The organism is Streptomyces sp. NPDC002181 (genome assembly GCF_042890485.1).
In the GTDB taxonomy this organism is placed as follows: domain Bacteria; phylum Actinomycetota; class Actinomycetes; order Streptomycetales; family Streptomycetaceae; genus Streptomyces.
The window spans coordinates 60,942-80,605 of the sequence record NZ_JBIASC010000003.1; the positions used below are offsets into that span (position 1 = coordinate 60,942).

Genomic DNA, 19,664 nt, shown 5'->3' on the forward strand with positions numbered 1-19,664 from the left:
CTTACGGGCGCACGCCGAGGAACGCCGAGGAACGGAGAGAGCGATGACGGCCAGCACCGGTCTGCACTGCCTGGTCACCGGGGCCACCGGCTACATCGGAGGACGCCTGGTGCCCGAGCTCCTCGACGCCGGGCACCGCGTCCGCTGCCTGGCCCGGTCGCCCGAGAAGCTGCGCGACCACCCCTGGGCCGGACGCGCCGAGACCGTCCGAGGCGACGTCACCGACGCCGAGTCCGTCGCCGCGGCCCTGCGCGGCATCGACGTCGCCTACTACCTCGTCCACGCCCTCGGCGGCGGCTCCGGCTTCGAGGACCGCGACCGCGCCGCCGCCCGCATCTTCGCCGAACAGGCCCGCGCGGCCGGCGTCGGCCGCATCGTCTACCTCGGGGGCCTCACCCCGGCCGGGATCCCGGCCGGGGAGCTCTCCCCGCACCTGCGCTCCCGCGCCGAGGTCGGCGAGATCCTCCTCGGCTCCGGAGTACCGACCACCGTCCTGCGCGCCGCCGTCATCATCGGATCCGGCTCGGCCTCCTTCGAAATGCTGCGCTACCTGACCGAGCGGCTCCCCGTCATGGTCACCCCCAGCTGGGTCGGCACCCGCGTCCAGCCCATCGCCGTCCGCGACGTCCTGCGCTACCTCGTCGGCAGCGCCACCATGCCCCCCGAGGTCAGCCGCGCCTTCGACATCGGCGGGCCCGACGTGCTCACGTACGAGGAGATGATGCGCCGCTACGCCGTCGTCGCCGAGCTGCCCCACCGGCTCATCGTGCGCGTCCCGATGCTGACCCCGCGGCTGTCCAGCCACTGGATCGGCCTGGTCACGCCCGTACCGCGGGCCCTGGCCCGGCCGCTCGCCGAATCCCTGCGCCACGAGGTCGTCTGCGCGGAGCACGACATCGCCCGCTACGTCCCGGACCCGCCCGGGGCCCCGATCGGCATCGACCGGGCCGTGTCCCTGGCCCTGATGCGGGTGCGCGAGGCGGACGTGACCACCCGCTGGTCCTCCGCCTCCCTGCCCGGTGCGCCCAGCGACCCGCTGCCGACCGACCCCGACTGGGCGGGCGGCAGCCTCTACTCCGACCGGCGCGAGCGCGAGGTCGACGCCTCGCCCGCCGCGCTGTGGCGGGTGGTGGAGGGGATCGGCGGGGAGAACGGCTGGTACTCGTTCCCGCTGGCCTGGGCCGTACGGGGCTGGCTCGACCGGCTCGTCGGCGGGGTCGGCATCCGGCGCGGCCGGCGCGACGCGGCCCGGCTGCGGGTGGGGGACTCCCTGGACTTCTGGCGGGTGGAGGAGATCGAACCGGGCCGCCTGCTGCGGCTGCGCGCCGAGATGAGGCTGCCGGGGCTGGCGTGGCTGGAGATGTACGCCGACCCGCTGCCCCCCTCATCGCGGAACGGGGACCGGGGCGGCACCGTGCAGAGCGCCCGCTATCGCCAGCGGGCCCTGTTCCACCCGCACGGACTGCTCGGCCACCTCTATTGGTGGAGCGTGTCGCCCTTCCACGCCGTCGTCTTCGGCGGCATGGCCCGCAACATCGCCCGGGCCGCGAAGCGTCTGGACGAGGAGGCCGCCGCGCATCCGGCCCGCGCGTCCGCATCCGACCGGCCCCCGTCCGCCGAAGTACCCGACGACAGCCGTCCCCCCGGTCCCGACGCGGAGCGAGAGAACCCATGAACGTCGCGGTGGTCCTGTACACCTCCGACCTGCGCCTGCACGACCACCCGCCGCTGCGGGCGGCCCTCTCCTCCTGCGACCGGGTGGTGCCGCTCTTCGTCCGCGACCGGGCCGTCGACGCGGCCGGCTTCGCCGCGCCCAACCGGCTCGCCTTCCTCGCCGACTGCCTGGCCGACCTCGACGCCGGACTGCGCGACCGCGGCGGCCGCCTGACCCTGCGCTCCGGCGACGCCGTCGCCGAAGTCCTCGCCCTCGTCCGGGAGTGCGACGCCGACGAGGTTCACATGGCGGCCGGGGTCAGCGGCTACGCCCACGCACGCGAGGAACGGCTGCGCGCCGCCCTCGAAGCCGAGGGCGTGCGGCTCTACGTACACGAGGCGGTGGTCACGGTCGCCGCCCCCGGGGCCGTGCTGCCCGCCGGCTCCGACCACTTCGCCGTGTTCACCCCGTACTTCCGCCGCTGGTCCGAACTGCCGCCCCGCGCCGTCGCCGCCGCCCCGCGCTCCGTCCGCGTGCCCGACGGGATCGGCTCCGAGCCGCTGCCGCGGCGCGCGGACCTCACCGGGGTCTCCCCGGGCCTGGCCCGGGGCGGCGAGCGCGAAGCCCGCGACCTCCTCAGGCGCTGGCTGCGCGCGGGCCTCTCCCGGTACGCGGACGCCCACGACGACCTGGCCGGCGACGCCACCTCGCGCCTCTCCCCGCACCTGCACTTCGGCACGCTCTCGCCCACCGAGGCCGTCCACCGCGCCCGCGCCGCCGCCGAGGGCCCCGCCGGGGACCCCGGCGCCGAGGCGTTCGTCAGGCAGCTCTGCTGGCGCGACTTCCACCACCAAGTGCTCGCCGCCCGCCCCGAGGCGGCCGCACGGGACTACCGCGACCGCCGGGACCGCTGGCGCAACGGGGCGGCCGCCGAGGAGGAGACCGAGGCCTGGAAGGAGGGCCGCACCGGCTATCCGGTGGTCGACGCGGCCATGCGCCAGCTCCGCCACGAGGGCTGGATGCACAACCGGGGCCGACTGCTCGCCGCCAGCTTCCTCACCAAGACCCTGTACGTGGACTGGCGGATCGGAGCCCGGTACTTCCTGGACCTCCTCGTGGACGGGGACCTCGCCAACAACCAGCTCAACTGGCAGTGGGTGGCCGGCACGGGCACCGACACCCGGCCCAACCGCGTCCTCAACCCGGTGCGCCAGGGCCTGCGTTACGACCCGTCGGGACGGTACGTCCACCGATGGGTCCCCGAGCTCGCCGGGCTGGACGCCCCCAGGGTGCACGAGCCCTGGCGGCTGCCCGGGCTGGAGCGGGCCCGGTACGACTACCCTGACCCGATCGTGGAACTGGCCGACGGGCTCGACCGGTTCCGGCGCGGACGGGGAGCGGAGTGAGCCGCGGAACCGGTTCCCGGCCCCTATCGTGAGCGGGTGGACCGCGCGCCCCAGACACCACCGCTGCCCCAGAGACCACCCCCGCCCCAGACGCCACCCCCGCCTCCACTCCGGTCCCCGGCCCGCCCCGCCGCCGCGCTGAGCACCGGCGCGGTCGCCCGCCGCCTCGGGGTCTCGCCGACGACGCTGCGCTCCTGGGAGCGCCGGTACGCGATCGGCCCGGCCCGCCGCGAGGCCGGCCGCCACCGCCGCTGGACCGCGCAGGACATCGCCCGGCTGGAGCTGATGTGCCGGCTCACCGCCGACGGGGTACCACCGGCCGAGGCCGCCCGCGCCGCGCTCGGCGGCGCCCCCGCAGCGCCCCGCGCCGGGGCTGACGTACCGTCGGCGACCCCGGGCGGGCCCGGCGCCCTCCCGCTCGGGGCGGTCCGTCCGGAGTGCCGGGGCCTCTCGCGGGCCGCCGTACGCCTGGACGCGCCGACCGTGGCGGAGCTGCTGGAGGGGGTCCTGGCAGAGGACGGTCTGGTCACGGCCTGGGAGGAGGTCATCGCGCCGACCCTGCATGCCGTGGGCCGCAAGTGGGCCACCGCGGGGGAGCGTTACGTGGAGGTCGAACACCTCCTGTCCTGGCAGATCTCCGCGGCACTGCACCGGATCCGGCCCCTGCCCGAGCCGCCCATGAGCCCGCCGGTACTCCTCGCCTGCGTCCCCGGCGAACAGCACAGCCTGCCCATCGAGGCCCTGACCGCTGCCCTCGGCCAGCGCGGCGTGCCCGCCCGGATGTTCGGGGCCGCACTGCCCCCCGAGGCCCTGCACGACGCCGTACGGCGTACCGGCCCGCGCGGCGTCGTCCTGTGGGCGCAGTCCCGCACCACCGCCGACGTGGCCCTGGCCCGGTCGGTGGCCGGCATCGAGTGGGGGCTGCGCGGCGCCCGGGCCCGACCGGCCCTGCTCCTCGCCGGGCCCGGATGGGGAGCGGAGGCGCCGGGGCCGCGCACCGAGCGGCTGTACGGGCTGCGTTCGGGCCTCGCGGTCATCGAGTCGCTGGCGCCGCCGGGGGAAGCGACCCCCGCAGCCGGTGCAGGGCCCTTCGCATATGGCTCTTGACGGTGCCCAGCGGCAGCCCCGTGCGGTCCGCGATCTGGGTCTGGGTCAGGTCCGCGTAGAAGGCGAGGTGCAGCACCCGCCGCTGCTCGGACGGCAGCCGGGCGAGTTCCCCGAGCACCAGCACCCGGTCCAGGACCTGCTCCGCCTCCTGACGCGCCGGCCCCCCGGGCCGGTCGGCCGCGACGGGCGAGGTGCGCACGGCGGCCGCCGCCACCCGGGCCCTGCGGGTCCGCGCCTCCAGCGCGTCGGCGACCTTGTGGCGGGTGATGCCGCTGATCCAGGCCCCGAGCCCGCCGGGCCCGGGGCGGTAGCGGTGCCGGCCGTGCCAGGCGGCGAGGAACACCTGCTGGGTGACGTCCTCCGCCTCCCGCTCGTCGCCCAGGTACCGGTGGGCGAGCGCGTGGACCAGCGGCCGCCAGCGCCGGTAGACCGCCTCCATGCACCGCTCGTCGCCCGCTGCGAAACCCGCCGCGACGCACTCCTCGCGCTCCCGCCCGTCCATGGCCTCGTCCATGCTCCGAGCCTCGCGAGCGCGCCCCGGGCGAGCCACTCGCAGCGTTTGCGCATCGATTTGCCGCTCCCGGCCGCCGACGGCCCCCGCCCGGTGGCTCAGCGCGCGTGCAGCAAGGGCTGGGGCAGGTAGGCCAAGGCCACCGCCAGCACCACTCCGCCCGGCACCACCAGCAGCCAGTTCACCGGGAGGCCCGCCCGCACCAGCAGTGCCCCCGCCATCCCGCCCGCGAACATCGCGAGGACGGCGGCGGCCCGCCGCGCCCAGGCCCCCGTCCCGTACCCGAAGGCACTGTCCTGTCCCAGCGCCGAACCGCCCAGGAACGAGGTCATGGAGCGGGTGACCAGCGTGGTCGGCAGCCCGGGCACGTTCACCCGCATGCTCGTGACGTTGCGCATGCCCATCGTCGCGGCCAGCAGCGCCGCCACCACCATGTGCCGCCCGGTCGGCTCGCCGTAGTGGGCCGCCAGGCCCCAGCCCGCGCCCGCCGCGACCAGGATCAGCCCGCCCTCGATCCCCAGGCCGATCACGAACCAGCGCCGCCCCAGAGCCTCCGACGCTCCTTCGAACCGGGCCCCGCACACCGCCCCCAGGGCGAAGGCGGCCAGTGACACCGCGGGCGCCAGGGCGGGCAGGCTCCCCTCCCGGGCCGCCCCGAAGGCCAGGAACAGCACGTTGCCGGTCTGCATCGCCGTGAACACGGGCCCCAGCGCGAGCAGGCTGACCGCCTCGATCATTCCGGTCACGAAGGTCAGTACGACCAACAACGTCGTCAACGGCGGCAGCCGCGACGGGTGCGCGCTCTCGTCCATGACGCCCGACAGTGACATGCCGTCCGAATCCTCCGGCGCCGACATGCCGGAGGGCTTAGGGTCCGGATCATGAGCGACCTGCTGCTGGTGAGACACGGTGAGACGGCCTGGAGCGCCAACGGGCGCCACACCGGACGGACCGACATCCCGCTGACCGCTGCCGGGGTCGAGGAGGCGATCTCGCTCGCCCCGTACTTCCGCGACCGGCACTTCGCCCTGGTCCTGACCAGCCCGCTGCGCCGCGCCGTGGCCACCGCCCAACTCGCGGGCCTGAACGGCGGAGTCACCGACCCCGACCTCCACGAATGGGACTACGGCGGCTACGAGGGCATCACCACGGCCGAGATCCAGCGGACGCGCCCAGACTGGTCCCTGTGGACCGACGGCGTCCCGCCCGGCGACGCCGAGCACCCCGGGGAGAACGCCGCCCAGGTCGGCGCCCGCGCGGACCGCGCCCTGGCCCGGGTCGGCGAGGTCCTCGCCGAGGACCGCGGCGATGCCGTCATCGTCGCCCACGGCCACTTCCTGCGCGTCCTCACCGCCCGCTACCTGAAACTGCCCCCGCAGGACGGCCGGCTCTTCCTCCTGCGCACGGGCACGGTCAGCATCCTGTCCACCGAACACGGCCTCCCGGTGATCGCCGGCTGGAACACCCACCCCTAGGGGGTGTCCGTCGGATCACGGCGGGGCTGCGGCCTCCGGCATGATCCACGAGGCCTCCCCGGCCCGTCCCCAGGTCCCGCGGCCGTCCACGTGGGATTCTGAAACCGTGCGAGCCCTTGGGGAACTCGAACGGGAGCTCCGGACGGGCACCGGCCCGGTGCCGGCGGCCGCGCGCCGCGCCGTCCGGACCACGTTCGCCGCCTGCACGAGCTTCCTCGTGTTCCTGTACGCGTTCGACCGGCCCGTCGCCGCCACCTACGCCCTCTTCGGCGCCGTCTCCCTGGCCGGGCTCGCCCGCATCCCGGGCACCGGACGGCAACGGGCCGCCGTCATGGTCAGGCTCCTCCCGGTGGTCTGCTTCCTGGTGATCCTCGGCACCTTCCTCGCCGTCCGCACCTGGAGCGCCGTCCTCGGCATGGCCGTCGTCGGCTTCTGCCTGGCCTTCTCCGCGGCGGCCGGACCGCGGGCGGCGGGCGCCGCACCCGGACTCCAGCTGCTCTACATCCTGCCCAGCTTCCCGCCCTACCTCCCCCACACCCTCGGCGAGCGCCTCGGCGGCGCCCTCGCCGGCCTCCTGCTGCTCATCGCCGCCGAGGCGTGGATCCTGCCCGACCCGCGCGTGCCCACCTACGCGGAGCGGGCCTCGGCCGCCGTGGCCGAGGCGGTACGGTGCGCCGCCGCGCTGGGGCGGCCGCCGTACGTGCTGACGGCTCCGGCTTCCGACCGGGCCCGGGCCGCCGCCGATTCGCTGCGCTCCTCCCGCGTCCCGGAGGCGGAGCGGCCCGCCGGAGCGGGGCTGCGCGAGCGGGGCCTGGCCCACACGGGCCTGGCCGCGCGCACCCTGCTCAACCGGCTGCGGAACCTGCCCGGACCAGCCGCCGGACGGGAACCGAGACGGGCCGGACTCGACCTGCTCGACGCGGTCCGGGAATCGGCGTGCGCGACGGCCACCCTGCTGCGCGACGGGCGGCAGCCCGCCACGGATTCGGCGGAACTGCTCCGGCTGCGCGCCCGGAACGCCCGCACCCCCGCCGAGCTGCCCGAGTCCCGCCGCCGGCAGGCCGCCCTGCTGGAGGTCGCGGACGCCGCCGTGGCCTTGCGCACGGCGGCCGACATCGCGCTGCGGGGGCGCCGCGCGCATCTGGGCGCCGACGCGGCGGACCGGTTCTGGTACGTGAGGGAGAGCACCGCAGGCCTGTGGTGGCACCGGCTCGCCGCGCACACCGGGCCGCGGTCCGTGCACTTCCAGAACGCCGTAAGGATCGCGCTGGCCCTCGCCGTGGCCCGTACCGTGGCCGGGCTCGACTCCCTCCCGCACGGCTTCTGGGCGATGCTCGCCGTCGTCAGCCTCACCCGGACCACCGCCGTCCAGACCCGGGGCACCGTGCGCAGCGCACTCATCGGCACCTGCGTGGGCGCGCTCGCCGCCGGCACGGTGCTCGCCCTGGCCGGCGGGCAGACCACCGTGTACGCGATCGCGCTCGCGCCGCTGATGCTGTTCACGTTCACCGTCGGGCCGGTGAAGGGGGTGGGCTGGGCGCAGGCCCTGTTCACGCTGGTCGTCTCCGTCGTCTTCGCCCAGCTGTCCCGGGTCACCTGGCAGCTGGCCGAGGTCCGCTTCCTCGACGTGCTCATCGGCAGCTCGATCGGGATCGTGTGCGGGCTGCTCGCCTGGCCCCGCGGCGCCCAGGACGAGCTGGGCCGGGCGGTCGCCGGGCTGCTGCGCGCCTGCGCCGACGACGTCGAGTCGACCACGGCCGTGATCACGGCGCCGGGGCGGCCCGCCGAGCCGCCCGGAGACGAGGAGCACCGGGTCCGGGTCACGCTGGTGATGGCCGAGTCGGCGTACGCCCAGTACCAGAGCGAGACGCAGCGCCCGGCCGGGCCGGGCCCCGACTGGCAGGCCACTGTGATGACCGGGCACCACGTGCTCTGGGGCGCCGGCCGGGTCCTGGGCAGCGCGGACGGGACACCGCTCGCGCGCGGCGAGGCGGCGGGGCTCCAGGAGTACGCGGCCCGCGTCGCGGCCGGACTGCGCCGTGCGGCGGCGGTCGCGGCCACCCCCCACAAGAACCGGGACGGCGGCTCACCCGGCGGCCCCGGGGACCTCCTGCCGGAGGCGCTGACCCCGCCCACGGAGGCGGCACCGCCCGATGCCGGGCTCCCGTACTTCGCCACGACCGCCTGGCTGGACTCCCTGACGGCGGACCTCGGAACCATCGCCTCGGGCCGTGCCGCGACCCGGCCCCCCGGATGAGCGTCCGCCCCCCGCCGTTTCCCGGCCGCGCCCTCGGGCAGAACCTCCACGGCGTCCGGACCGACCGGGCGAGGGCACGCACGGATCGAGGGTGACGGTGGGGGAGCCGATGAAGGGTGGCAAGTCCGCGGCAGAGGTCTTCGACGACGTCGGCGCACGGTACGAGGAGGCGTTCGGGCACGTCCCCGGGCAGCTCGCCGCACTGGACTGGCTCACCGCCCGCCTCGCCCCCGGCGCCCGCGTCCTCGACGTCGGCAGCGGTACGGGCCGCCCGACCGCCGAAGTCCTCGCACGGGCCGGCTGCGCCGTGACCGGCATCGACGTGTCGGAGCACATGGTCGGCCTCGCACGCTCCCGGGTCCCGCAGGCCCGCTTCGAGCAGGCCGACGTCCGCACGTACGCGCCGGCCGAGGGCGGCTTCGACGCGGTGTGCTCCTTCTTCCCGCTGCTCGTGATGTCCCAGCCGGAGGTGGCCGCGGCCCTGCGGCGGATGGCCTCGTGGGTGGCGCCCGGCGGGTACCTCGTCCTGGCCACCGTCCCGGGGGACATCAGCGACCTGGACATCGTGTGGATGGGGCACGAGGTCACCGTCAGCAGCCTCTCCCCGGCGGAGCACCTGCGACTGCTCGGCGCGGCGGGCCTGGAGGTGCTGGAACACCACACCGCGCCCTTCCGGCCCGAGGGGGCCGAGCCGGAGGAGCACTTCTTCTGCCGCGCCCGCCGGCCCGCCTGAGCGAACGCTGGTCCGTTGGCCGCCGGTGGCCGATACATACAGTCCAGGACTGGGCCAATGGCCCAGTGAACCGGAGCTGTGTTGAGCCAGTGGGCCTTCGGATGCTTATCTGTGTCGTATCCATGTACTTACGGCGCCGCGCAGCGCCGGGCGGCAACGAGGCCGGTCCGGAGCGCGGTGCCTTCGCCGTGCCCGCCTGCCGCCCACCACCCCCGGGCGGACGCCGGACCGGCGCGCACCACTGCAAGGGGGGCGGCACACCGCCGTGAAGAGGATGTTCGTGGCTCCGGATCCGGGGCGCCAGAGACTGAGGAACTCGCTGCGGGCCGTGCTCGGCATCGGGCTCGCCGTCGCCGTGTCCGAGCTCTGCGGCCTCTCCCTCACCGCCTCCATCACCGGGGGACTGGCGGCCCTGCTCACCCTCTTCACCGTGCTCGACCCGACCGTGCGCGCCCAGCGCGTGACCAGTGCCCTGCTGCCGGTCGCCGGCTTTCCCGTCCTCGCACTGGCCACCACCCTCCACGGGACGCCGCTCGCCCGGGACGCCGCCTTCCTCGCCGTCGTCTTCGCCGGGGTCTACGCCCGCCGCTGGGGGCCGCGCGGGCACGCCCTCGGGATCTTCGGCTTCATGATGTTCTTCGTCACCCAGTTCCTGCACGCCGTCCCCGCTCAGCTGCCCGAGCTGTACGCCGCCGTCGGGCTGGCGCTGCTCGCCGCCGGGGCCGTGCGGTTCGTCCTGTGGCCGATCGAGCGCCGCACCCCGCCGCCCGCCGCGCCGCCCGGCCTGCCCGGCACCGGCCTGGCCCGGCCGACCACGCGCCAGGCCTTCCAGGCCACCGCCGCCTGCGCCTTCGCGCTCGGCATCGGCCAGGCGCTCTCCGACGACCGCTGGTACTGGGCCGTCGGCACCTCCTGGTGGATCTTCGTCAACACCGCCTCCCGCGGCGAGACCCTCGTCCGCGGCTTCCGCCGGGTCCTCGGCACGGTCGTCGGCATCGCCGCCGGGCTGCTGATCGCCGTACCGCTGCACGGCGCCCCCGCGCCCACGGCCGCCCTGGTCGCGGTATGCGTCTTCGGCATCTTCTACACCGCGGCGCCCTCGTACTCCTGGATGATGTTCTTCGTCACCGTCATGGCCGGACTGCTCTACGGGCTCCTGGGCGTCCTGCACCCCGGCCTGCTGCTCCTGCGCTTCGAGGAGACCGCGGTCGGCGCGCTCGGCACGGCGCTCGCCGTGGCGCTCGTCCTCCCGGTGACCACGCACGCCGCCAACGACGCCTGGATCCAGCGGGCCCTGCACTGCGTACGGGCCTCCACGGCCGCGGCCCTCGACCGCCTCGCCGGGGACCCCGACGCCGATCCCGCCCCGCACGCCGCCGAACTCGAACTGCTGCTGGGCCGCGTACGGATGGCCCTCGCCCCCCTCGTCCACCCGCTGAGCCCGCTGCGCGCCCGCAAGGCCCGGGCCCGGCAGGTGCTCGGGCTGCTCGACGACTGCGCCCGCGAGGTGCGCGGACTGGTGGCCGTCGCCGCCGACCCGCAGGCCTCGCACGATGCCCGGCTGGCCGCCGCGTGCTGGCGGGTGGAGACCGCGGTGGAGGCGCTGACCACCCCGCGGGCCATGACGGAACGCGCCGCTCTGGCCCACCCCGGGCCCACCGCCGCGGAACCGGCCCTCGCCCACCTGCACGGCCTGGAGCACGCCCTCGTGGCCCTCCACGGGCCCCTGCGCACCGACCCGCGCGCTCCCCTGGCCATCACGGCCTGACCCCGTCCCGCCCCTGGTCCACCAGGCCGGAGGAACGACGTCGGCGGATCCTACGCCCTGTCCGGGCCGCTCCGCAGGGCAACGGCCCGAAGATCACTCGGTGGAGTTGTTCCGGATGTATGTGCCCTTCGCCGCCGACCGGCGGCGGGTACAACGGGTCATGGTTGACCGCGCATTCATCCGGCACGCACAGGGTGGATCTGGCCGGACAGGGGGTAACGCCCGGGATGGAAATACTTCAACAGCGCTCGACCACCGCCCAGGTGTGGGAAGCGGCCGAGGAGTTCATCCAGCTCTTCCACCGGGAGAATCCGCAGGCGGGCGACCCCCGGGCCCGGCTCGCCGCCGTGCGGGCCGAGCTCGCGGACACCGGGAGCTACCGGCACACCCCGCAGGAGCTCGTCCACGGGGCCCGTGTCGCCTGGCGCAACAGCAACCGCTGCATCGGCAGGCTGTACTGGAACTCGCTGCGCGTACGCGACCGCCGCGAGCTCACCGACGCCGACGGGATAGCCGCCGAGTGCTTCGAGCACCTGCGCGACGCGACCAACGCCGGCCGGGTCAGACCCACCATCACCGTCTTCGCCCCGGACGCCCCGGACCGCCCCGGCCCGCTGATCTGGAGCGAGCAGCTCGTCCGGTACGCCGGCTACGGCGACCACCACTCCGTGACCGTGGGCGACGCCCGCAACGCACCGCTCACGAGTGCGCTGCTCAGCCTCGGCTGGACCGGGGGCGCGGGCACGCCCTTCGACCTCCTGCCGCTCGTGGTCCAGGGCGTGGACGACAAGCCCCGCTGGTTCGACACCCCCGCGGACGCCGTACTGGAAGTCCCGATCGGGCACCCCGACGACGCCGGCTGGGCGCAATGGGGCCTGCGCTGGCACGCCGTACCCGCCATCTCCAACATGTGCCTGGAGATCGGCGGCGTCCACTACCCGGCCGCACCCTTCAACGGCTGGTACATGGGGACCGAGATCGGCGCGCGCAACCTCGCCGACACCGACCGGTACAACCTCCTCCCCGCCGTCGCCCGGCGCCTCGGCCTCGACACCGCCAGCGACCGCTCGCTGTGGAAGGACCGGGCCCTCGTCGAGCTCAACCGGGCCGTACTGCACTCCTTCGACCGGGCCGGGGTCACCATCGCCGACCACCACACCGAGTCCCGGCGCTTCCTCAGCCACATGGAGCGCGAGGAGCGCAAGGGGCGTGACGTGGGCGCCGACTGGTCCTGGATCGTCCCGCCGATCTCCGGCTCCGCCACGCCCGTCTTCCACCGCACGTACGAGGACCGGCCGAGCTCGACGGCGTACGTGCACCACCCGGGAGCGCAGGAACGGGCCCAAGGGCGCGATCTGGTCTAGACCTTCTGTTACCGTCGGCTCCCCACGGATCGATCCGGACGGTGGAGAGGGGACCTCGTGAACGGAACCGAAGGCACTGAAGGCACGGACGGCACCGGAGGCGCGCAGGGTGCGCAGGGCGTGGACGGCGCGGGCCGGAGCGTCGGACTGCGGGCCCACATCGGCTCGTTCACCTCGGGAGGCGGCCGCGGCATCACCACCGCGGCCGTGGACCCGGCGACGGGTGCGCTGACCCTCCTCCGCGCCACCGACGCGGTGGCCGACCCCTCGTACCTCGCCCTGGATCCGGTCGCCGGGGTGCTCTACGCCGTGAGCGAGACGGACCACGGCGCGGCCGCCGCCTTCCGGTCCACCCCCGAGGGCCTCGCCCCCCTCGGCCCCGCCGTCCCCGTCGGCGGCTCCGGACCGACCCACCTCGGCGTGGCCGGGCGGCGGCTGCTGACCGCCAACTACACCTCCGGCAGCGTCAGCAGCATCCCGCTCGCCGCGGACGGCAGCCTCGGCGGCCCCGCGTCGGTCCTCGTCCACGAGGGCCGCGGCCCCGACACGAGCCGTCAGGAACGGCCGCACGCCCACCAGGTGCTGCCCGATCCGAGCGGCCGCTGGGTGCTCAGCGTGGACCTCGGCACCGACTCGGTCCGGGTCTGCTCCCCGGACCCGGCCACCGGGGCGCTGCGCCTGCACGCCGAGACCGCGCTGCGCGCCGGGACGGGCCCGCGCCACCTCGCCTTCCACCCGGACGGAAACGTGGTCTACGTGCTGCACGAGCTGGATCCGCAGCTGACCGTCTGCCGCTGGAACGCGGACTCCGGGCAACTGGAACCGATCGGCGAGGTTCCGGTCGCCTCCGCGGCCGCTCCAGGGGCCGTACGGGCCTACCCCTCGGCCGTGGTGTCCTCGCCCGACGGCCGCTTCGTGTGGGCAGCCGTGCGCGGGGCCGACGCCATCGCCACCCTCTCGCTCGCCGACGGGCCGGAGGAACCGCGTCTGGTGGGCACCGTGGACTGCGGCGGCAGTTGGCCGCGGGACCTCGCCGCCGACCCCTCGGGGCGGCGGCTGTACGCGGCCAACGAGCGTTCCGGGGACGTCACCTGGTTCGACGTCGACCCGCTGACCGGGCAGCCGCGGCGGGCCGGATCGGTGGCGGTGCCGGCCGCGACCTGCGTGGTCTTCGCCTGACCCGCCGACGCCTGCCCGTACGCACGGACGAGGGCCCGCGACCCGGGGGATTCAACCCCCGGGTCGCGGGCCCTCGTACGAGCGGACCTGTGCGGGATCAGTGGGCAGCGGCGCCCTGGGGCAGGCCCAGCGCCGCGGAGTACTGGGTGACGACCAGCTTGCCGAGCGCAGAGTAGGCGCCGAGCACCTCGGCGGCCGCGCAGTCGGCCTCCTTGCAGGCCGTGTCCAGCAGCCCCTCGGCGGCCTCCGGGCCGATCAGGTACGGAGCCAGCGCGAGCTGCGTCGAGCCCTCGCTGCGCAGCTGCTCGGCGACGGCGGCCACCGAGCCCTCCTGGTCGAGCGCGGCGGCCTTGACCGGTACCGCGAGGCGGGCGGCCAGCAGCATGCCGGTGACCGCGGCGGCCTGGACGGCCTCCGCGCCGCCGGTGGTGGCCACGATGATGCCGTCGGCGGCGGTGGTCACGGTGAACAGCCGGGCGCGGTCGGCGCGGGCCAGACCGGCCTCGGAGAGCCGCACGTGGAGGCCCTCGGCGAGCAGGGGGTGCGGGCCGAGCACCTCGGCCAGCTCGGCGGCGGCGGAGGAGTCCATGACGGCCTGGCGCATCCGGCGCAGCAGATCGGCGTCGGGGCCCGCCAGCAGCGGGACGACCACGGCGTCGGGGCCGGTCGGCGCGGGCACCTCGTGGCCGGCGGCGCGGGCGAACTCGGCGCGGGCGATGCGCTCGCCGGCGACGGAGGTCAGTACGCGGGAGAGGGCCGGGAACTCGGAGCCCTCGGCGTCATCGCCCTCCAGGAAACCGATGCGGGCGTCCAGGCCCGGCAGCTCGGAGCGGCCGATGCTGACGATCTCTTCGGCGAGTCCCCGGGAGGCGGCCGAAGGGGCACCGGGCACGGCGAGCACCAGCGCGGGCGCGCCCTCGGGCGCCACCGCGGGCTCGGGTCGGCGGTGCCGTCCGGCAGGGCGGGGTCGCGGCATTCGTACGGGCAGGCCATTCGCGGGCCCAGTGGGGGAGCTCATGGCGCCGCATGCTACTGGCTTATCGGAACCGAGTGTTCGGGCAGGGCCTCAACGGGCGGCTTCTGTCCGTATTTATCCGTGGAATGTCGTATACCGTTCAACAGAAAGATCACCCGGCGGCCGGAAGCCGCCAGTCCACCGGCTGGGCTCCCTGGCGAACCAGCAGGTCATTGGTCCTGCTGAACGGCCGCGAGCCGAAGAATCCGTTGGCGGCGGACATCGGGGAGGGGTGGACGGACTCCACGGCCGGCAACTCGCCCAGCAGCGGCCGCAGATTACGCGCGTCCCGCCCCCACAGCACCGACACCAGCGGCTTCCCGCGCGCGGCCAGCGCCCGGATCGCCTGTTCGGTGACGGCCTCCCAGCCCTTGCCGCGGTGGCCGCCGGTCTTGCGCGGGGCGGTGGTCAGGGCACGGTTCAGCAGCAGTACGCCCTGCCGGGTCCACGGGGTCAGGTCCCCGTTGGCCGGCCGGGGCACGCCGAGGTCCGCGTACAGCTCGCGGAAGATGTTGTCGAGGCTGGGCGGCCAGGGGCTCACGTCGGGCGCCACCGAGAAGGACAGGCCCATCGCGTGCCCCGGGGTGGGGTACGGGTCCTGGCCGACGATGAGCACCTTCACCTCGTCGAAGGGCTGCTGGAAGGCGCGCAGTACGTTCGCCCCGGCGGGCAGGTACGTCCTGCCCGCGGCGATCTCGGCGCGCAGGAAGTCGCCCATCGCGGCGACCTGCGCCGCCACCGGCTCCAGAGCCCGGGCCCAGCCCGGCTCGACGATCTCGTTCAACGGTCGTGCTGCCACAGCGAGTCACTCTACTGGCCGATTCAGTGAGCGATGACCGCCGCCCGTACGCACAGGACGTCGGGCAGGTGCTCGGCCAGCGGCTGCCAGTTGTCCCCGTCGTCGTGGCTGGCGTACAACTCGCCGTTGCGGTTGCCGAAGTAGATCCCCGCCGGGTCCGCGTCGTCGGTGCACAGGGCGTCGCGCAGCACCGTCCCGTAGTGGTCCCCGGCCGGAAGTCCGCGGCCGAGCGGCTCCCAGGTCGCGCCCGCGTCCCGGGTGCGGAAGACCCGGCAGCGGTGCTCCGCCGGGACCCGGTCGGAGTCGGCGTTGAGCGGGAACACGTACGCGGTGCCGGGCCGGTGCGGGTGCGCGGCCACCGCGAAGCCGAAGTCGGAGGGCAGGCCGGCGCCGATGTCGGTCCACCGGGCCCCGGCGTCGTCGCTGCGGTACACGCCCCAGTGGTTCTGCAGGTACAGCCGCTTCCGGTCCCCGGCGTCCTGGGCGATCTTGTGCACGCACTGGCCGAACTCCGGATGCGGATCCGGCAGGAACACCGCCGAGACGCCGTCGTTGGAAGGGCTCCAGTGGGCGCCGCCGTCCTGGGTCCGGAACACCCCCGCGGTGGAGACCGCCACCGTCACCTTGGCGGGGTCCGCCGGATCCGTCAGGACCGTGTGCAGGCCCTCACCGCCGCCGCCCGGCACCCAGCTCCCCCGGCTCGGGTGCTCCCACAGCGGGCGGACCAGCTCGAACGACTCCCCGCGGTCCGTCGAGCGGAACAGGGCGGCCGGCTCCGTCCCCGCGTACACCACGCCGGGTGCCTCGGGGCCGGCCGGATGCAGCTGCCAGACCCGCTCCAGGGAGGCTCCGGTGTCCTTCGGGAACTTCACGGCGGGCGCGGCGGGCTCGTGCCAGCTCGCCCCGAGGTCGTCGGAGCTGAACACGGAGGGCCCCCAGTGCAGGCTGTCGGCGCCGACCAGCAGCCGCGGGGCGGGCCCCCGCCGGTCGACCGCGACGGCGTAGACGGCCTGGGCGTTGAAGTGCGGTCCGTCGAGCTCCCACGATCCGTCGCCCCGCCTGCGGCCGATGAACAGGCCTTTGCGGGTCCCCGCGAGCAGGATCACCTCTGACATGGTCGACACCTCCGGACTTCGTCGTCCCGGCCGTCGTGCTGCGTACCGTTCCCGCCAGTGTGCACCCGGCCACCGACGGCGGCCCGGCCGCCGCTCCGCTGCTCCGGGAGGCCGGTCGCCATCGATCAACAGGCGTATCCAAAGGGTGGCTACTTGATCGTAGGAGGCCGAGAGCGGTTGACTTCCACCTCTGCCACCGCACGCGAGAGGCAATACGTGGCCACCGAGCACCTGTCACCGCTCGACCTCGCCTTCTGGCGGATCGAATCCGCCGCCCACCCCATGCACCTCGGCGCGCTCGCCGTCTTCGAGGCCGCCCCGCAGGGCGCCCCCGGCCCCGATTCCGGCCCCGACCCCGCCGTCCGGGCCGCCGCACTGCTCACCGCGCGCTGCTCCGCCGTGCCCGGCCTGCGCCGCCGCATCCACGACGTGCTGCTGCCGATCGGCGCGGCCGCCTGGTCGTCCGACGCGGACTTCGACCCCGCCCGGCACGTGTTCCTCGTACGCACCCCGGATCCGGAAGCCGCCGCCGGGCCGCTGATGGCACGGCCCCTGGACCGGGGCCTGCCGCCCTGGGAGGCGCACGTCCTGGCCGGGCCGGATCCGCGCTCCTTCGCGGTGCTCTTCAAGTTCCACCACGCCCTCGCCGACGGCCTCGGGGCCCTCGCGCTGGCGGCCATGCTCTTCGACGAGGGCCCGCCCGTACGGGGCCCCGCGCGCCCGGCCCCGGCGGCGCGGCCCGCAGCCGGCCCCGCCCTGCGCAGCCTCCCCGGGATGCTGGCGGCCCGGGTCCAGGACGTCGGCCAGGCGCTGGAGATCGGCGCCTCCGTGGCCCGCGCCGGACTGCCCCTCGGGGTCCCGGCGGCCCTGACCGCCGCCCCGGCGCGGACCGGCACCCGCGCGGTCGCCGGCCTCGCGCTCGACCTCGACGACGTCAACCGCATCCGCAAGGTCGCCGGAGGCACCGTCAACGACGTGCTGATCGCCCTCGTCGCCGGCGCCCTGCGGCGCTGGCTCCTGGGCCGCGGAGACCCCGCGCCGGAGGGGGCCGGCCCGCGCGCCCTGATACCGGTATCGCGCCGGCGGCCGGGTGGTGCGGCGAAGTACGGCAACCGGCTGTCCGGCTACCTGCTCAGGCTCCCGCTCGCCGAACCGGACCCGCTGCTGCGCCTGGACCGGGTGCGGCTCGGCATGGACCGCAACAAGGAGGCCGGACCGGCCCGCGGCGCCGGGGCCGTCGCCCTGCTCGCCGACCACGTCCACCCGCTCGGCCACCGGCTCGGCGGCCCGCTGGTCGCCCAGGCGGCCCGGATGCTCTTCGACATCCTGGTCACCAGCGTTCCGCTGCCCGGCTTCACCTTCTCCCTCGGCGGCAGCCGGGTCCGGGAGGTCTACCCGCTGGCCCCGCTCGCCCGCGGCCACTCCCTCGCGGTCGCGGTCTCCACGTACAAGGGCACGGTCCACTACGGCCTGGTGGCGGACGCGGCGGCCGTGCCCGACCTGGCGGCCCTGGCGGAGGCCCTGCGCGCGGAGCTCGACGAGCTTGTACGAGAAGTCTCGTAGTACGGAAGGAATCGTAGTACGCTGACTCTCGTACAAGCCGCGGACCCGCGGCGTGCCCGGCCACCTCCGGAGAGTCCTTCATGAGTGCTGCCCCCATCGCCCCCGCCGCCCCCGACACCCGCGCCGAGGCCCTCTTCGCCCCCCTCACCCTCCGCTCGGTCACCGCGGCGAACCGGATCTGGATGGCGCCCATGTGCCAGTACGTCGCCGAGGCCTCGGGCCCGCAGGCGGGCGTGGCGCAGGCCTGGCACTTCGCGCACTACGCCGCCCGCGCGGTGGGCGGCACCGGCCTGATCCTCCAGGAGGCCACCGCGGTCTCCCCGGAGGGCCGGATCTCCCCCTACGACCTCGGCCTCTGGAACGACGCCCAGGCCGAGGCGCTGCGCCCGATCACCTCCTTCCTCAAGGCCCAGGGCACGGTCCCCGGGATCCAGATCGCCCATGCCGGGCGCAAGGCCTCGACCGGCCGCCCCTGGGAGGGCGGCGGCTACGTCGGCCCCGAGGCGGGCGGCTGGCTTCCGAGCGCCCCGAGCCCGGTGCCGTTCGCCGAGGGCGACCCGGTGCCGCACGAGCTGACGACCGCCGAGATCCACGAGATCACCGGACAGTTCGCGGCCGCCGCGCGGCGCGCGCTGGCCGCCGGCTACGAGGTCGTCGAGATCCACGGCGCCCACGGCTACCTCATCGGCCAGTTCCTCTCCTCGCAGATCAACCGGCGCACCGACGAGTACGGCGGCACGTTCGAGAACCGGGCCCGTTTCGCCCTCGAAGTCGTCGACGCCGTACGGGCGGTGTGGCCCGAGGAGCTCCCGCTGTTCTTCCGGATCTCCGCCACCGACTGGCTGGAGGAGTCCGGCTGGACCTCGCAGGACACGGTCCGGCTGGCCGGACTGCTCCGGAAGCGCGGGGTGGACCTCCTGGACGTGTCCACCGGCGGGATGGCCCCGAAGGCGGACATCCCGGCGGCGCCCGGGTTCCAGGTGCCGTTCGCATCCGAGGTCAAGGCCCGCACCGGGCTCCCGGTGGCCGCCGTCGGGCTGATCACCGAGCCGGGGCAGGCCGGCGGGATCCTGGCCGACGGGCAGGCGGACGCGGTCCTGCTGGGCCGCGAGCTGCTGCGCGACCCCTACTGGGCCCGCACCGCGGCCGCCGCACTGCGCGCCGAGCGGACCACCGGGGCGGCCACCGGGGCGGCCGCCGGGGTCCGGGTGCCCGTCTCGTACCACCGCGCCTGGTAGCGGGGCCCGCCGCCGGACCCTCCGGCGGCGGTCGATGTACTACGGTGGTTCTCGTACGAACGGGGAGCCGGGTGAGATGAGGGCAGACGTGACGGATACGGCCACCACCCGCGCGCTCGCCCATCCCGGGCCCGCCGAGATCCGGCTCGAAGCGGTGCTGCACGCGCTGTCCGACCCGATCCGGCTGTCGATCGTGCGGGACCTCGCGGCCACGCCGGACGAGCTGGCGTGCTCGTACTTCGACCTGCCGGTCACCAAGTCGACGACCACGCACCACTTCCGCGTCCTGCGGGAGGCCGGTGTGGTCCGCCAGACCTACCGCGGCACGGCGAAGATGAACGGCCTGCGGGGCGAGGAGCTGGAGGGCCTGTTCCCGGGCCTGATCGGCAGCGTGCTCACCGCGGCCGCGGCGGAAGAGGCGCGCAGGGCGGGCTCCGGCTAGCCGGCGGATCGGGCACCGGCCGGACCGGACCGATCCGG

At 75.4% G+C, this 19,664-nt stretch carries 17 protein-coding genes; 12 read left to right on the forward strand and 5 right to left on the reverse strand.

The genetic code is table 11. The features are described 5' to 3' along the window. Positions 1–43: 43 nt before the first annotated feature. From ACFYXV_RS09670 to ACFYXV_RS09680, 3 genes are all read left to right on the forward strand, one after another. The gene (locus tag ACFYXV_RS09670) at positions 44–1,675 is read left to right on the forward strand and encodes an SDR family oxidoreductase (protein ID WP_389382514.1); all 1,632 of its coding nucleotides are present in this window, start codon (positions 44–46) and stop codon (positions 1,673–1,675) included. After that, the gene (locus tag ACFYXV_RS09675) at positions 1,672–3,060 is read left to right on the forward strand and encodes a cryptochrome/photolyase family protein (RefSeq protein WP_389382515.1); all 1,389 of its coding nucleotides are present in this window, start codon (positions 1,672–1,674) and stop codon (positions 3,058–3,060) included. The genes ACFYXV_RS09670 and ACFYXV_RS09675 overlap by 4 nt, the downstream gene beginning before the upstream one ends. A 138-nt stretch (positions 3,061–3,198) precedes the next feature. Next, positions 3,199–4,167 (forward strand): MerR family transcriptional regulator, encoded by a 969-nt coding sequence (locus tag ACFYXV_RS09680; RefSeq protein ID WP_385468475.1) that lies wholly within the window; start codon positions 3,199–3,201, stop codon positions 4,165–4,167. Here the strand turns inward: ACFYXV_RS09680 and ACFYXV_RS09685 are convergent. Further along, entirely contained in the window at positions 4,094–4,681 is a 588-nt protein-coding gene (locus ACFYXV_RS09685; RefSeq protein WP_385468296.1) for an RNA polymerase sigma factor, read from the reverse strand. The two genes, ACFYXV_RS09680 and ACFYXV_RS09685, sit on opposite strands and share 74 nt — an antisense overlap. A 95-nt stretch (positions 4,682–4,776) precedes the next feature. Continuing rightward, a complete protein-coding gene (locus ACFYXV_RS09690) occupies positions 4,777–5,508 on the reverse strand; it encodes a YoaK family protein (protein ID WP_389382516.1) in 732 nt (243 codons plus the stop codon). A gap of 51 nt (positions 5,509–5,559) precedes the next feature. Here ACFYXV_RS09690 and ACFYXV_RS09695 point away from each other — a divergent pair, with 51 nt between their 5' ends. From ACFYXV_RS09695 to ACFYXV_RS09720, 6 genes are all read left to right on the forward strand, one after another. Beyond that, entirely contained in the window at positions 5,560–6,153 is a 594-nt protein-coding gene (locus ACFYXV_RS09695; RefSeq protein ID WP_385468290.1) for a histidine phosphatase family protein, read from the forward strand. Between the two features lie 106 nt (positions 6,154–6,259). After that, on the forward strand, positions 6,260–8,410 hold the full coding sequence (locus ACFYXV_RS09700; RefSeq protein WP_389382517.1) for an FUSC family protein: 2,151 nt from the start codon (positions 6,260–6,262) through the stop codon (positions 8,408–8,410). Between the two features lie 109 nt (positions 8,411–8,519). Further along, positions 8,520–9,143, forward strand: coding sequence for a class I SAM-dependent methyltransferase (locus tag ACFYXV_RS09705; protein ID WP_389382518.1), 624 nt, complete (start codon positions 8,520–8,522; stop codon positions 9,141–9,143). Between the two features lie 274 nt (positions 9,144–9,417). Then, entirely contained in the window at positions 9,418–10,911 is a 1,494-nt protein-coding gene (locus tag ACFYXV_RS09710) for an FUSC family protein (RefSeq protein ID WP_389382830.1), read from the forward strand. A 227-nt stretch (positions 10,912–11,138) separates the two neighbouring features. Then, positions 11,139–12,275, forward strand: a complete 1,137-nt coding sequence (locus tag ACFYXV_RS09715) for a nitric oxide synthase oxygenase (protein ID WP_385468281.1) — start codon at positions 11,139–11,141, stop codon at positions 12,273–12,275. Between the two features lie 120 nt (positions 12,276–12,395). Then, positions 12,396–13,454 carry a lactonase family protein gene (locus ACFYXV_RS09720; protein WP_389382831.1) on the forward strand — a complete coding sequence of 353 codons (1,059 nt, stop codon included), beginning with the start codon at positions 12,396–12,398 and terminating at the stop codon, positions 13,452–13,454. Positions 13,455–13,551: 97 nt separating this feature from the next. Here the strand turns inward: ACFYXV_RS09720 and ACFYXV_RS09725 are convergent, their stop codons facing one another. From ACFYXV_RS09725 to ACFYXV_RS09735, 3 genes are all read right to left on the reverse strand, one after another. Continuing rightward, positions 13,552–14,472, reverse strand: a complete 921-nt coding sequence (locus ACFYXV_RS09725) for a sirohydrochlorin chelatase (protein ID WP_383339189.1) — start codon at positions 14,470–14,472, stop codon at positions 13,552–13,554. Between the two features lie 109 nt (positions 14,473–14,581). Next, positions 14,582–15,268 (reverse strand): uracil-DNA glycosylase, encoded by a 687-nt coding sequence (locus ACFYXV_RS09730; RefSeq protein WP_385477331.1) that lies wholly within the window; start codon positions 15,266–15,268, stop codon positions 14,582–14,584. 23 nt (positions 15,269–15,291) lie between these two features. Then, positions 15,292–16,383 carry a WD40/YVTN/BNR-like repeat-containing protein gene (locus tag ACFYXV_RS09735; RefSeq protein ID WP_389382519.1) on the reverse strand — a complete coding sequence of 364 codons (1,092 nt, stop codon included), beginning with the start codon at positions 16,381–16,383 and terminating at the stop codon, positions 15,292–15,294. Positions 16,384–16,599: 216 nt separating this feature from the next. Here ACFYXV_RS09735 and ACFYXV_RS09740 point away from each other — a divergent pair, with 216 nt between their 5' ends. The 3 genes from ACFYXV_RS09740 (at position 16,600) to ACFYXV_RS09750 (ending at position 19,626) form a co-directional block, all read left to right on the forward strand. Next, positions 16,600–17,946: a wax ester/triacylglycerol synthase family O-acyltransferase gene (locus tag ACFYXV_RS09740; RefSeq protein ID WP_385477334.1), complete on the forward strand. Its 1,347-nt coding sequence runs from the start codon at positions 16,600–16,602 to the stop codon at positions 17,944–17,946. 80 nt (positions 17,947–18,026) lie between these two features. Next, entirely contained in the window at positions 18,027–19,184 is a 1,158-nt protein-coding gene (locus ACFYXV_RS09745) for an NADH:flavin oxidoreductase/NADH oxidase (RefSeq protein WP_385477325.1), read from the forward strand. Positions 19,185–19,272: 88 nt separating this feature from the next. Further along, the gene (locus ACFYXV_RS09750; RefSeq protein WP_385836038.1) at positions 19,273–19,626 is read left to right on the forward strand and encodes an ArsR/SmtB family transcription factor; all 354 of its coding nucleotides are present in this window, start codon (positions 19,273–19,275) and stop codon (positions 19,624–19,626) included. Positions 19,627–19,664: the final 38 nt, after the last annotated feature.